This window comes from Providencia lanzhouensis (genome assembly GCF_050469745.1).
GTDB classification, from domain to species: Bacteria; Pseudomonadota; Gammaproteobacteria; order Enterobacterales; family Enterobacteriaceae; genus Providencia; species Providencia lanzhouensis.
This window is the reverse complement of sequence record NZ_CP174123.1, coordinates 389,550-403,756: the sequence shown is the minus strand read 5'-3', so window position 1 is coordinate 403,756 and position 14,207 is coordinate 389,550. Positions and strand designations below refer to the sequence as shown.

Genomic DNA, 14,207 nt, shown 5'->3' with positions numbered 1-14,207 from the left:
GAATCCATTGAGGGTCTTATTCTATTGAAGAACAATAATCTGTTTCCACTCATTTCTTATCTTGTCGGACAGCAATATTGTGTGATTACCGTGATTAGTGGTCAATCCTGAAATAGATAATCTTAATTGCAATCTATTCGATGTCTGGATAAGGTGAAGGGTGCTAATCGGGAGCTGTGCATGCAGAATAATGCTATCTCCGCTGTAATAACAGTGACAAGGTAATCCCTCTTCTTCCCCATCATTTATTTTGAGAAAAGTGTCTGAGTGGACATCACCACAGCCATACTCTGCATCATAATCTAACCATAAAATATCTTCTGAGCTGGAACGACTAGCATGGCTATATATTTCAATTTCATATTCAGGTTTATCTGTTCCGATTCGATAAAACATAATAGATGTTTCATCATTTAGCCGTGAGCTACTGACGAGTAGAATTTGTCCATCATGCTTTTCTTCGGTGATAGGCGCCAAAATATTATCCTTTGCTACGCTGTGGTTAACGTTGTAAGTGGCATATTAGCAAGGTACTTTATTCATTTTTTATCATAGATACCAGCAAGTAATCCCAATTTATAAAGGCTTTCTCACAAATATTCGTTTGACTCTCATAGTATTAGGCCTGCAATTGCAGGCCTGTTTGTTATTATTTTTGACACTGGCAAGCTGAATGATGATGCGAGTGGTGACCATGATGACTTTCGTTACCACAGCAAGCATCTATCGCCTTATTGATAATTTCAGCTAGCGTATTCACTGTTCCTAAGATAGTCGGCAGTTGGTCACAGACATTCGCACAGTCCGAACGCTCTGGATTTGGGATAGTCGGCGGGATCAGGCTGTCACAAAGAATTTCTTGCAAGACTAAAGCAAAATTGGCGATGCCCGTGGTGTAGATATAAGAACGTCCACCTGTTTGCTCAGCTAAACGGGCATATTCTTGTGTTACTCTGTCTCTATCAGCTAGGCTTGGGAAACGGTCAAGATTGGTTGGCGCATCATCCGGTGTCCCTTGATAGGTGTACACTTTGACATGAGCATGTTGAGCAATTTCAATCGCTTCATTGTTTTTGGCTATTGCCGCACTGGTAAGTCGACCACCACCGCCCTCCATGCCTTCATCACCTAAGACAAAAATGGCTCGTCTAGCACCATCACGCCAGTCAAAGTATCGACTTACATCAATGACGGCTCGGCAGAGATCTTCTTTGTTCCCCGCATGGTCAATACCATCCGCTTCTTTAAATGGAGGACGTGCTTGTAGGCTACTTTCGTTAACTCCTTTTAAGATTAAATAATCACTCACCGATTGATCGAATTTAGTTCCCGTCCAAACACCTTGTATCCCCAAGAATGTGGCGCGTAAATGTGATGGACAATTTGCTGCTGCTTTTTCAATAGCAGCGTCAATTTGTTGGCTAAGATCCGCAGATTCATCAGACATGGAACCGCTGGTATCAATCACCACGACCAAATCTAAGGCAATATCCCCCGTTCCTGTAACCAGCTGTGAAGTTTGGTTAACCATAATACTTGGTGCCCCAAACGAAGCCATATTTTGCATCATGCTGTTAGACGTTATTTTATTATCATTTTCAATGTCATTACTTTCTGTATTTTTACCCATATTTATATTCCTGTTAATTTCATAGTATTTAATTTATTGGATTTTCATATTCGAATAATATATTCATATAATACTTTTATAACGTATTTAATCACCCCTTAATTGATTCAATCGAGGGCGGTATTATTAATTTATTCGTATTTGCATTGACATAATAATAAATGTCAATGCGTTAACACTTATTAAAGTATCCAATTAAAAATCAATATATTAACAAATAAAATTAATTAAATATTTTTATTGTTCATGTTTTACCAGGCAAGATAAGAAGACAATACATTGATTTAAAATAAAACAATAAATTCTCCACAGGAGCGTTTCAATTATTATTATCCCCTAATAAATGAGGTAATATTCATCGCGTTACTGTTCACCTATATTACTTCAAAATTTTAACTGACATACTTAATCACCATGAAAACAGTCAATTAAAAGCATCTCGTTATACAAAAATTATTCTAATAATGACGTAAATCATTTACTAACACCGAATTAGAACACTATCTAAAAAATGAAAAAATTTGATAATTTAGCCGAACTCTATAATGAAAGTTTGGAATGGCCATATCGAAAAGAACTCGAATTACCCACGATAAAAAATTGGTTAGGTGACACTCGTTCACTAAAAATACTGGATTATGGTTGTGGCGCAGGAGGGATTTCGCGTTGGTTAGCAAACCAAAGATGTCAGCAAGTTGTAGGGTATGATAGTTCAATTGGCATGATTAATAGCGCCCAAATGCATGAAATAAAAGAACCATTAAATATTGAGTATTTCAGTGAATTAGACGACCTCACTCATCACCAATTTGATATTGTGGTCGCTATCTATGTTCTTCCGTATGCAACCAATGAAACACATCTACTCTCACTACTTAAAAGCATGTACCGTACCTTAACCCCTCAAGGTAAGATTATTGCAATAACCCTATCTCCTGATTTTTCGGCCGACCCCGATTATTATCTTCCTTATGGTTTTCAATTAATTGAGTCGAAACCTCGGCATGATGGAAGCTGCGTCGATTTGATACTTTATACAGGGCAAAAGCGTTATACACTGACCGCCTACTATTATGCGATGCAAACATTAGAGAATACGTTTTTACATGCTGGGTTCATCCATGTCTCGACGCTTTGTCATTCAACTTCATCTTTAGAAAAAGACCCATCTCTGTTTCATTATATTCAGTGTCCTCATACTGTCATTATCACTGCAACAAAAACAATTCCTTAAATTAGTTCAAAACATGATACCCAATCACGAAAGTCCCTACAGTGGGCTTTCTTCTTATATACATACAATGGAGACCCCATGAGTTTAAAGCAGCGCAGTTTAATTCTTTTGCACGCCACCCGTTTTGTTACTTTTGCTACACTCAGCCCCGAAAATATTCCGTGGGCAACCACCGTCGAGCCGAAAATTCTATTCAATCCTCTACGATTTCTTTGGTATTCCGCACATCAAAGCCAGCATTCCCAAAATATTCGCCATCACGCCCAAGTAAGTGGAACGCTGTTTAATTATCATTTACCTGAGTTTGATTCTGCCGGTTTTGACGGCGCTCAGTTCATAGGAACAGCACGGGAATTATCGGTTGATGAGTCTGCAGAAGCTTATAGGGAATTTCATCAACATTCACTTTTCGATGAAGCTCAAAATACGTTGCCCTCTATTGCCCTTGAGCAACTTCAAAAAGGCGGCCATTCACGCTTTTATGAACTTATTATTGATCAGTGGTGGTTGTTTGATATGGAACATTGGCTGGCTAATCAAGAAAGTCGCCGCATTCCTGTGCCGCTGAGCTACCTTAATGATGAATAGCTGGCAATGGGTAGGTAAAAAAAACCGGCATCTTTCGACACCGGTTTCTATTAAGCGATTTTGTAAATCAGAAATTAGTTCTGATTGTCGCTGGTGAAGCCTGCATTTAACAGTTCAGCTAAGTTCGCTGTTGCTTCATCTGCGCTAACTTGTGGAGCTTCCACAGCTTCGCTCAGATGACGACGACGGATACGATCCTGGTGGTACGCGAAACCGGTACCTGCTGGGATCAGACGTCCAACAATAACGTTCTCTTTCAGACCGCGCAGTTCATCACGCTTACCTGCTACCGCTGCTTCTGTCAGTACGCGAGTTGTTTCTTGGAACGATGCCGCTGAGATGAAGGATTCTGTTGCCAGAGATGCCTTAGTAATACCCAACAGATCACGTTCAAAGTTAGCTGGAATCTTACCTTCAGTTTCCAGTTTACGGTTAGAAACTTTAACTCGTGAGTACTCAACTTGCTCACCTTCGAGGAATTCAGAGCTTCCTGCATCCGCGATGGTGACTTTACGCAGCATCTGACGAACGATAACCTCGATGTGTTTATCGTTAATCTTAACGCCTTGTAAGCGGTAAACTTCCTGAACTTCGTTCGTGATGTAACGAGTCACAGCATGAACACCACGCAGACGCAGGATATCATGTGGAGACTCTGGACCATCAGAAACTACGTCACCGCGTTCAACGATTTCACCTTCGAATACGTTAAGCTGACGCCATTTAGGGATCATCTCTTCGTATGGCTCACTTCCATCTAATGGAGTGATAACCAGACGGCGTTTCCCTTTGGTTTCTTTACCAAACGAGATAATACCGCTGATTTCAGCCAGGATCGCAGGCTCTTTCGGACGACGAGCTTCGAACAGGTCAGCAACGCGTGGCAGACCACCCGTGATATCTTTAGTACCTACGGATTCTTGTGGAATACGCGCTAAAGTATCACCGACGTTGATTGCAATGCCATCATCTAACTGAACAATTGCGTTACCCGGTAAGAAATACTGAGCAGGCATGTCTGTGTTAGGGATCAGAACATCTTTACCGTTCGCATCGACTACACGCAGTGCAGGACGTAAGTCTTTACCAGCACTGGTACGCTCAGCGGTATCCATAACAACGATTGAAGATAAACCAGTTAACTCATCAGTTTGACGAGTCATTGACAGACCTTCAAGCATGTCGGAGAAGCTGATGATACCCGATACTTCACTGACAACTGGCATGGTGTGTGGATCCCAGTTTGCAACGGTTTCACCGCCGATCACTGCTGCACCATCACCCTTCGTTAAGTGCGCACCGTAAGGAACTTTATAGCTCTCTTTAGTACGACCGAATTCGTCGATCAGACGCAGTTCTGTATTACGAGAAGTAATTACCAGCTTGCCTTCTGAGTTAGTAACATATTTCGCGTTGAACAGTTTCAACGTACCTGTGTTACGAACTTGGATGCTTGATTCTGCTGCCGCACGAGATGCCGCACCACCGATGTGGAACGTACGCATCGTCAGCTGTGTACCCGGCTCACCGATTGACTGTGCCGCGATAACACCGATAGCTTCACCTTTGTTGATGATATGACCACGAGCAAGGTCACGACCATAACAGTGAGCACACACACCGAAGTCAGTTTCACAACTTACTACGGAACGTACTTTCACGCTGTCAACAGAGTTAGCTTCTAACAGGTCACACAGTTTTTCGTGTAACAGTGTATTACGTGGAACCAGAATATCTGCAGTACCTGGGATCAGGATATCTTCTGCAGTTACACGTCCAAGTACACGTTCACGCAGTGGTTCTTTAACGTCGCCACCCTCGATAACCGGAGTCATCAGGATACCTTCGTGAGTACCACAGTCATCTTCAGTGACAACCAAGTCCTGAGCAACGTCAACTAAACGACGAGTCAGATAACCGGAGTTCGCAGTTTTCAATGCGGTATCCGCAAGACCTTTACGAGCACCGTGGGTAGAAATAAAGTACTGGAGAACGTTCAGACCTTCACGGAAGTTCGCCGTGATTGGCGTTTCGATGATTGAGCCATCTGGCTTAGCCATCAGACCACGCATACCGGCCAGCTGACGAATCTGCGCTGCAGAACCACGAGCACCGGAGTCGGCCATCATAAAGATACTGTTGAAAGAAACTTGTTGTTCTTCTTCACCGTCACGGTTAATGACTGCTTCAGTAGACAAGTTTTCCATCATCGCTTTAGCAACACGTTCGTTTGCCGCTGCCCAGATATCGATAACTTTGTTGTAACGTTCGCCTGCTGTAACCAGACCAGACTGGAACTGTTCCTGAATTTCTGCAACTTCTGCTTCTGCTTCGGCGATGATCCCAGCTTTTTTCTCTGGAATAACCATATCGTCGATACCAACCGATGCACCAGAACGTGCCGCATAGGCAAAACCGGTATACATGATTTGGTCAGCAAAAATAACCGTTGGTTTCAGACCCAGTACGCGGTAACAGGTGTTCAGCATTTTGGAGATAGCTTTCTTACCTAACGCTTGGTTAACCAGCGAGTAAGGCAGACCTTTCGGTACGATCATCCATAAAATTGCACGGCCAACAGTGGTATCAACTAAACCAGTGTTAATCGTAATGTTACCTTCGCTGTCTTTCACTTCTTCAGTGATACGAACTTTAACGCGGGCATGCAGTGAAGCATGGCCAGAACGGTAAACACGCTCAGCTTCTTTAGGACCGGCTAAAACCATGCCCTCGCCTTTCGCGTTTACGCAGTCGCGCGTCATGTAGTAGATACCTAATACAACGTCCTGAGAAGGAACGATGATAGGCTCACCACTTGCCGGAGACAGGATGTTGTTGGTTGACATCATCAACGCACGCGCTTCTAACTGAGCTTCCAGAGTCAGAGGAACGTGTACCGCCATTTGGTCACCATCGAAGTCGGCGTTATATGCCGCACAAACGAGTGGGTGCAATTGGATAGCTTTACCTTCGATCAGAATTGGTTCGAACGCTTGGATACCCAGACGGTGAAGTGTTGGTGCACGGTTCAGCATCACTGGGTGTTCGCGGATAACTTCATCCAAGATATCCCAAACAACCGCTTCTTCGCGCTCAACCATTTTCTTCGCAGCTTTAATGGTTGTTGCCAGACCACGTAATTCTAATTTGCCGTAGATAAATGGTTTGAATAACTCAAGTGCCATTTTCTTAGGCAGACCGCACTGATGCAGACGCAGGTATGGACCTACGGTGATTACAGAACGACCTGAGTAGTCAACACGCTTACCAAGTAAGTTCTGACGGAAACGACCTTGTTTACCTTTGATCATATCTGCCAAAGATTTCAGAGGACGTTTGTTAGAACCAGTGATTGCGCGACCACGACGACCGTTATCTAACAGTGCATCAACCGCTTCTTGCAGCATACGTTTTTCGTTACGTACGATGATGTCTGGCGCAGCCAGATCCAGAAGACGTTTCAGACGGTTGTTACGGTTGATTACGCGACGATACAGATCGTTCAGATCCGATGTAGCGAAACGACCACCATCCAGTGGTACTAATGGACGCAGATCAGGTGGCAGAACTGGCAGAACGTTCAGGATCATCCACTCTGGTTTGTTACCAGATTGAATAAACGCTTCTAACAGTTTGATACGCTTAGTCAGCTTTTTACGCTTGGTTTCTGAGTTAGTTTCGTTTAACTCTTCACGCAGCGTTTCACACTCGTTCTCAAGATCGAGGTTTTTCAGCAGACCTTGGATTGCTTCCGCACCCATTTTCGCGTCAAATTCGTCACCGAACTCTTCCAACGCATCTAAGTATTGCTCTTCTGTCAGAATCTGTGCGCGCTCAAGGCTGGTCATTCCGCCTTCAACAACAACATAAGATTCAAAATACAGAACGCGTTCGATATCGCGCAGTGGCATATCGAGCAGCAAACCAATACGGGATGGCAGTGATTTTAAGAACCAAATATGCGCAGTTGGAGACGCGAGTTCAATATGACCCATACGCTCACGACGCACTTTAGTTTGTGTAACTTCAACGCCACACTTCTCACAAATCACACCACGGTGTTTTAAACGCTTGTACTTACCGCACAGGCATTCGTAGTCTTTTACTGGCCCGAAAATACGCGCACAGAAAAGACCGTCACGCTCAGGTTTGAACGTACGGTAGTTAATGGTTTCTGGCTTTTTAACTTCACCGAATGACCATGAACGGATCATGTCAGGTGATGCCAGAGCAATCTTGATCGCATCAAACTCTTCGGTCTTGGTTTGCGCTTTCAGAAACTTAATTAAGTCTTTCACAAAATGGCTCCTGTCGGAGTTAGACCTGTCAGGTGAGTGCTCGAAGCCACTCTCCCCAAATCCCAGTGCTTACACGGGCCGGAAGGCGAACCTTCCGGCACAGAACGAATTACTCGTCTTCCAGCTCGATGTTGATACCCAGTGAGCGAATTTCTTTCAGCAATACGTTGAAAGATTCCGGCATACCAGGTTCCATCTGATGGCTGCCATCGACGATGTTTTTATACATCTTCGTACGGCCGTTAACGTCATCCGATTTAACTGTAAGCATTTCTTGAAGAGTATAGGCTGCACCGTATGCTTCCAGTGCCCACACTTCCATCTCCCCGAAACGCTGACCACCGAACTGCGCTTTACCACCCAGCGGCTGCTGAGTAACCAAGCTGTAAGAACCAGTTGAACGGGCGTGCATCTTATCGTCAACCAAGTGGTTCAGTTTCAGCATGTACATGTAACCTACGGTTACTTGACGCTCAAATTTTTCGCCAGTACGACCGTCGAACAATGTAATCTGACCTGAAGTTGGCAGACCGCCCAGTTTCAGCAGTTCTTTAATTTCTTTCTCTTTTGCACCATCAAACACTGGTGTTGCAATTGGCATACCTTTTCTCAGGTTCTCTGCCAAACGCATAACTTCTTCATCAGAGAAAGTATTTAAGTCAACTTTCTGACGCGGATCATCACCTAAATCGTAAGCTTTCTGGATGAATTCACGCAGTTTGGCAACTTCTTGCTGCTGTTTAAGCATAGCATTGATTTTTTCACCAATACCTTTAGCAGCCATACCTAAGTGAGTTTCCAGAATCTGACCGATGTTCATACGTGATGGTACGCCCAGCGGGTTCAGAACGATGTCAACTGGGTTACCGTTTTCATCGTAAGGCATGTCTTCAACTGGGTTGATTTTTGAGATAACACCTTTGTTACCATGGCGACCCGCCATTTTATCACCCGGTTGGATCTGACGTTTAACTGCCAGATAAACCTTAACAATTTTCAGTACGCCCGGTGCAAGGTCATCACCTTGAGTGATCTTGCGACGTTTTGCTTCCAGTTTCTTAGCGAACTCAGATTTCAGTTCGTCGTACTGTTCAGCTAATTGCTCTAACTGGTTCTGTTTCTCTTCATCAGCTAATGCTAATTCTAACCAACGGTCACGAGGCAGTTTGTCCAGTTTATCAGCTTCAATACCACCGCTGATCAGTACAGAACGGATACGAGAGAACAGTGCGGATTCAAAAATACGCAGCTCTTCTGTTAAGTCTTTCTTCGCATCACGTAACTGAGTTTCTTCGATTTCCAGAGCACGTTTGTCTTTCTCTACTCCATCACGGGTAAATACTTGTACGTCGATAACCGTACCTGATACACCGTTAGGAATACGTAAAGAAGAGTCTTTAACGTCTGAAGCTTTTTCACCGAAGATAGCACGCAGCAGTTTTTCTTCTGGCGTTAATTGGGTTTCACCTTTAGGAGTGACTTTACCAACCAGAATGTCTCCGCCTTTCACTTCTGCACCGATATAAACGATACCGGATTCATCAAGTTTAGACAGTGCTGCTTCACCAACGTTTGGAATATCCGCAGTGATCTCTTCAGGCCCTAATTTGGTGTCACGAGACACACAAGAGAGTTCCTGAATGTGAATAGTTGTGAAACGGTCTTCTTGAACAACACGCTCAGAAACTAAGATGGAGTCTTCGAAGTTATAACCATTCCATGGCATGAATGCCACGCGCATGTTTTGACCCAGTGCTAATTCGCCGAGGTCTGTTGAAGGACCATCCGCTAACACATCACCACGTTCAACTGGTTCACCTAAAGATACGCAAGGCATCTGGTTAATACAGGTGTTCTGGTTAGAACGAGTATATTTAGTCAGGTTATAGATATCGATTCCAGCTTCGCCCGGATACATCTCATCTTCGTTAACTTTGATAACGATACGAGAAGCATCAACGTATTGAACTAAACCACCACGTCTTGCAACAGCAGTAACACCGGAGTCAACCGCTACTGCACGTTCCATACCTGTACCAACTAATGGTTTGTCAGCACGTAAAGTAGGAACCGCTTGACGTTGCATGTTCGCACCCATCAATGCACGGTTGGCGTCATCGTGTTCAAGGAATGGGATCAGTGACGCACCAACAGAAACAACCTGTTGAGTCGAAACGTCCATATATTCAACTTGTTCACGGCTGAATAAGCTTGACTCGCCTTTGTTACGGCAAGTAACTAATTCTTCGATGAAACGGCCATCGTCGCTTAATACGGTGTTAGCCTGAGCAATGATGAAGTTACCTTCTTCGATTGCAGACAGGTAATGGATTTCATCAGTTACGATGCCATCACGGACTAAACGGTATGGAGTTTCTAAGAAACCGTACTCATTGGTCTGTGCATAAACAGATAATGAGTTGATCAGACCGATGTTCGGACCTTCAGGGGTTTCGATTGGACAAACACGACCATAGTGAGTTGGGTGTACGTCACGTACTTCGAAGCCTGCGCGTTCACGAGTCAGACCACCTGGGCCTAATGCAGAGATACGACGTTTATGCGTAATTTCAGACAGTGGGTTGTTCTGGTCCATAAATTGAGACAGCTGGCTGGAACCAAAGAACTCTTTAACTGCTGCTGAAATTGGCTTAGCGTTGATCATATCCTGTGGCATTAATGCATCGAGGTCACCCAGAGAAAGACGCTCTTTCACTGCACGCTCAACACGAACCAGACCTACACGGAATTGGTTCTCAGCCATTTCGCCAACGGAACGAATACGACGGTTACCTAAGTGGTCAATATCATCGACTTCGCCTTTACCGTTACGGATATCGATGAGTTTACGCATAACATCAATGATGTCTTCTTCACTCAGGATACCAGAACCTTCGATTTCATCGCGGTTCAGTGAACGGTTGAACTTCATACGACCTACAGCAGACAAGTCGTAACGGTCTTCAGAGAAGAACAAGTTATCGAACAGGTTTTCTGCAGCTTCGCGTGTTGGCGGCTCACCAGGGCGCATCATACGGTAGATTTCTACCAGTGCACTTAAGCGATCGTTCGTTGGGTCGACGCGAACGGTTTCAGAGATATAAGCACCGTGGTCTAAGTCGTTGGTGAACAATGTTTCAATTGTTTTGTGACCAGACTGGCTCAGACGTGCCAACATATCTAATGACAGTTCCATGTTCGCTGCACAAATCAGCTCACCGGTGCTCTCATCGATGTAATCTCTTGCAACAACTTTACCTGCGATGTATTCAACAGGAACTTCGATGTTGCTAACTTCTTCTTTTTCTAACTGACGAATATGACGAGCAGTGATACGACGGCCTTTTTCAACATACACTTTGCCGTTTGCTTCGATATCGAAAGAAGCAGTTTCACCACGCAGACGCTCAGGAACCAGCGTCATCATCAGTTTGTTATCGCGGATTTGGAATACAGTTTTGTCGAAGAACAGATTTAAGATTTCTTCGGTGTTGTAATCCATTGCACGCAGAATAATGGTCGCAGGTAATTTACGGCGACGGTCAATACGTACAAACAGGTTATCTTTCGGATCGAATTCGAAATCAAGCCATGAACCACGGTAAGGAATAATACGTGCGTTATACAGCACTTTACCTGAAGAGTGAGTTTTACCTTTATCGCTATCGAAGAATACACCAGGACTACGGTGTAACTGAGAAACGATAACACGCTCAGTACCGTTGATAACAAAAGTTCCGTTTTCAGTCATGAGTGGAATTTCACCCATGTAGACTTCTTGTTCTTTGATGTCTTTAACGGTGCCTTCTGGAGCTTCTCGCTCATACACGATCAGGCGCAGTTTTACACGCAGTGGTGCAGAATAGGTCACGCCGCGAATTTGACATTCTTTAACGTCAAAAACAGGCTCACCTAAACGATAGCTGACATATTGCAGCTCAGCATTACCGCTGTAGCTCTGAATTGGGAATACGGAACGGAAAGCAGCTTCCAGACCATTCTGGCCATCAGGATCTTGCTCGATAAACTTCTGGAACGAGTCAAGTTGGATGGAAAGGAGATAAGGTATATCCAAAACTTGTGGACGTTTACCAAAATCCTTACGAATACGTTTTTTCTCGGTATAGGAGTAAACCATAGGTTTCCTCAGCTCGTTGATCAGTGACCCAAATCGTTCGCCTTTGGATTAAGGGCAGAACAGGAACGCGTTTTTTGAAGAAATGGAAAATGAATACTTTCCTGAATACCCATTTCTATTACTCTTAAATCATTTCATTGCGTTGCAGTTGCTACCGAGCTACCCGAGCGGGTCGTAGCGCAGAACACAGTATATTAAGTCGTCAAATAGAAAGAAGTATTGGAGGGTTGTTTGTTAACATTAAAACTGCGTGAAAAGCTGTTAACACCCATCACGCTTTACAGCGCAAAAAGGCTGGTGATTAAAAAATCACCAGCCATCAGCCTAATTACTTAAGCTGCGTTCTTGAAATTGAACTTATTTAAGTTCAACAGAAGCGCCTGCTTCTTCAAGAGATTTTTTCAGAGTTTCAGCTTCGTCTTTGCTTGCAGCTTCTTTGATAACTGCTGGAGCTGATTCTACCATATCTTTAGCTTCTTTCAGGCCAAGACCGGTTGCGCCACGAACTGCTTTGATAACTGCAACTTTGTTCGCACCAACAGATGCCAGAACAACGTCGAATTCAGTTTTTTCTTCAGCAGCTTCAGCTGGACCCGCAGCAACAGCAACAGCTGCAGCAGCAGAAACGCCGAATTTTTCTTCCATCATAGTAATCAGTTCAACAACGTCCATTACAGACATTTCTGCAACTGCATCAAGGATTTGGTCTTTAGTGATAGACATAACAAGTGTTCCTAAAATTCAGAAATAGTTTATACGTTAAAAAGCAACGAAGGAAAGGGCTTATGCAGCTTCTTTCTGATCGCGCAGAGCAGCCAGAGTACGAACCAATTTGCCGGCAGCGGCTTCTTTCATGGTTGCCATCAGGCGTGCGATTGCTTCATCGTAAGTTGGGAGAGTTGCCAGACGATCGATATCTTTCGCTTGGATTAACTCACCTTCAAAGGCCGCAGCTTTAATCTCAAATGCTGGATTCGCTTTCGCGAACTCTTTGAACAGACGAGCGCCAGCGCCCGGATGTTCGTTAGAGAAAGCAATTAAGGTTGGACCAACAAACGCGTCTTTCAGTACATCATAAGCTGTACCTTCAACAGCACGGCGAATCAGTGTGTTACGAACAACACGGATATAAACGCCAGCTTCGCGACCTGCTTTACGCAGTTCAGTCATTTTTGCTACAGTTACGCCGCGTGAATCAGCAACAACTGCAGAAAGCGCGCCTTTGGCTACTTCGCTGACTTCAGCAACAATCGCTTGTTTGTCTTGAAGATTTAGTGCCATTAGCTTCTTGCTCCTGGATTAACCGGGAAAACCCGGGACTCACATCACTCAAACACAACATTATGTAAGAGCGCTAAAACACGGTGAGCAGAATAGAAATCCAGAATTAAATTCTAGGTATCTCTGTCACCGTCTACGCAGGTAAATTAAGTAGCTACTAGTAACTAATAAACTACACCTGCGGTCTTGGACGGGGTCTGGAAAGGCCAGACTCCATACCGAAATTTGTGGTTTGTTGAGCATATTTCTATACCCAACAAACTCGAGGCGTCAAATTTTATACAAATTTGACGCAAAGGTAAAGCCTAATTGCCGATTAGCAAATGCTAACGGAATTAAACTGCTGCTGACAGACCAGATTGGTCGATAGCAACACCTGCGCCCATGGTAGTGGACAGGCTGATTTTCTTGATGAAAACACCTTTAGCAGAAGCTGGTTTTGCTTTTTTCAGCGCGATCAGCAGTGCTTCTAAGTTTTCTTTCAGTTTGTCAGCGTCGAAATCAGCTTTACCGATAGTGGTATGGATGATTCCGTTTTTGTCGTTACGGTAACGAACCTGACCAGCTTTAGCGTTATTAACTGCTTCAGCAACGTTAGGAGTTACAGTACCAACTTTCGGGTTTGGCATCAGACCACGTGGGCCCAGAACTTGACCTAATTGGCCAACAACGCGCATTGCATCTGGAGAAGCAATAACAACGTCAAAGTTCATTTCACCAGCTTTGATTTTATCAGCCAGATCTTCCATACCAACCAGTTCAGCGCCAGCAGCTTTAGCAGCTTCAGCGTTTGCGCCTTGTGCGAACACAGCAACGCGAACTGAACGGCCAGTACCGTGTGGCAGTACAGTTGCACCGCGAACGTTCTGGTCAGATTTACGAGCATCGATACCAAGATTGATAGCTACGTCAACGCTTTCAACGAATTTAGCAGTCGCTAATTCTTTCAGCAGAGCAACGGCTTCATTGATGTCATACTGTTTAGTTACATCAACTTTCTCACGGATATTGCGCATGCGCTTAGTCAGTTTAGCCATT

The 14,207-nt window shown here is 44.1% G+C and carries 9 protein-coding genes; 2 read left to right on the top strand and 7 right to left on the bottom strand.

The features are described from left to right. Window positions 1-21 precede the first annotated feature (21 nt). Both ACIH2S_RS01835 and ACIH2S_RS01830 read right to left on the bottom strand, forming a co-directional pair. On the bottom strand, window positions 22-477 hold the full coding sequence (locus ACIH2S_RS01835) for a hypothetical protein (protein ID WP_108479687.1): 456 nt from the start codon (window positions 475-477) through the stop codon (window positions 22-24). A 172-nt stretch (window positions 478-649) separates the two neighbouring features. Further along, window positions 650-1,630: a VWA domain-containing protein gene (locus ACIH2S_RS01830; RefSeq protein ID WP_154599619.1), complete on the bottom strand. Its 981-nt coding sequence runs from the start codon at window positions 1,628-1,630 to the stop codon at window positions 650-652. Window positions 1,631-2,141: 511 nt separating this feature from the next. Here ACIH2S_RS01830 and ACIH2S_RS01825 point away from each other — a divergent pair. Together ACIH2S_RS01825 and ACIH2S_RS01820 are read left to right on the top strand one after the other, a co-directional pair. Continuing rightward, entirely contained in the window at window positions 2,142-2,864 is a 723-nt protein-coding gene (locus ACIH2S_RS01825; RefSeq protein WP_036953632.1) for a class I SAM-dependent methyltransferase, read from the top strand. Between the two features lie 78 nt (window positions 2,865-2,942). Continuing rightward, on the top strand, window positions 2,943-3,452 hold the full coding sequence (locus tag ACIH2S_RS01820; protein WP_108479685.1) for a pyridoxamine 5'-phosphate oxidase family protein: 510 nt from the start codon (window positions 2,943-2,945) through the stop codon (window positions 3,450-3,452). Window positions 3,453-3,526: 74 nt separating this feature from the next. On the opposite strand, the gene rpoC is transcribed toward ACIH2S_RS01820, so the two are convergent. From rpoC to rplA, 5 genes are all read right to left on the bottom strand, one after another. Then, a complete protein-coding gene (rpoC, locus tag ACIH2S_RS01815; RefSeq protein ID WP_036953634.1) occupies window positions 3,527-7,750 on the bottom strand; it encodes a DNA-directed RNA polymerase subunit beta' in 4,224 nt (1,407 codons plus the stop codon). Between the two features lie 109 nt (window positions 7,751-7,859). Further along, a complete protein-coding gene (gene rpoB, locus ACIH2S_RS01810) occupies window positions 7,860-11,888 on the bottom strand; it encodes a DNA-directed RNA polymerase subunit beta (RefSeq protein WP_154609798.1) in 4,029 nt (1,342 codons plus the stop codon). Window positions 11,889-12,245: 357 nt separating this feature from the next. After that, entirely contained in the window at window positions 12,246-12,611 is a 366-nt protein-coding gene (gene rplL / locus ACIH2S_RS01805; RefSeq protein WP_006657047.1) for a 50S ribosomal protein L7/L12, read from the bottom strand. Between the two features lie 60 nt (window positions 12,612-12,671). After that, complete coding sequence (rplJ, locus tag ACIH2S_RS01800) at window positions 12,672-13,169, bottom strand: 50S ribosomal protein L10 (protein WP_006657046.1); 498 nt, start codon at window positions 13,167-13,169, stop codon at window positions 12,672-12,674. Between the two features lie 335 nt (window positions 13,170-13,504). Continuing rightward, window positions 13,505-14,206 carry a 50S ribosomal protein L1 gene (gene rplA / locus ACIH2S_RS01795; protein ID WP_006657045.1) on the bottom strand — a complete coding sequence of 234 codons (702 nt, stop codon included), beginning with the start codon at window positions 14,204-14,206 and terminating at the stop codon, window positions 13,505-13,507. Window position 14,207 lies beyond the last annotated feature (1 nt).

Excerpts from the sequence above, each read along its gene's own strand:
- rplJ (WP_006657046.1), bottom strand. The coding sequence starts at position 13,169 with ATGGCACTAAATCTTCAAGACAAACAAGCGATTGTTGCTGAAGTCAGC.
- rpoB (WP_154609798.1), bottom strand. The coding sequence starts at position 11,888 with ATGGTTTACTCCTATACCGAGAAAAAACGTATTCGTAAGGATTTTGGT.
- rplA (WP_006657045.1), bottom strand. The coding sequence starts at position 14,206 with ATGGCTAAACTGACTAAGCGCATGCGCAATATCCGTGAGAAAGTTGAT.
- rplL (WP_006657047.1), bottom strand. The coding sequence starts at position 12,611 with ATGTCTATCACTAAAGACCAAATCCTTGATGCAGTTGCAGAAATGTCT.
- ACIH2S_RS01820 (WP_108479685.1), top strand. The coding sequence starts at position 2,943 with ATGAGTTTAAAGCAGCGCAGTTTAATTCTTTTGCACGCCACCCGTTTT.
- ACIH2S_RS01825 (WP_036953632.1), top strand. The coding sequence starts at position 2,142 with ATGAAAAAATTTGATAATTTAGCCGAACTCTATAATGAAAGTTTGGAA.
- ACIH2S_RS01830 (WP_154599619.1), bottom strand. The coding sequence starts at position 1,630 with ATGGGTAAAAATACAGAAAGTAATGACATTGAAAATGATAATAAAATA.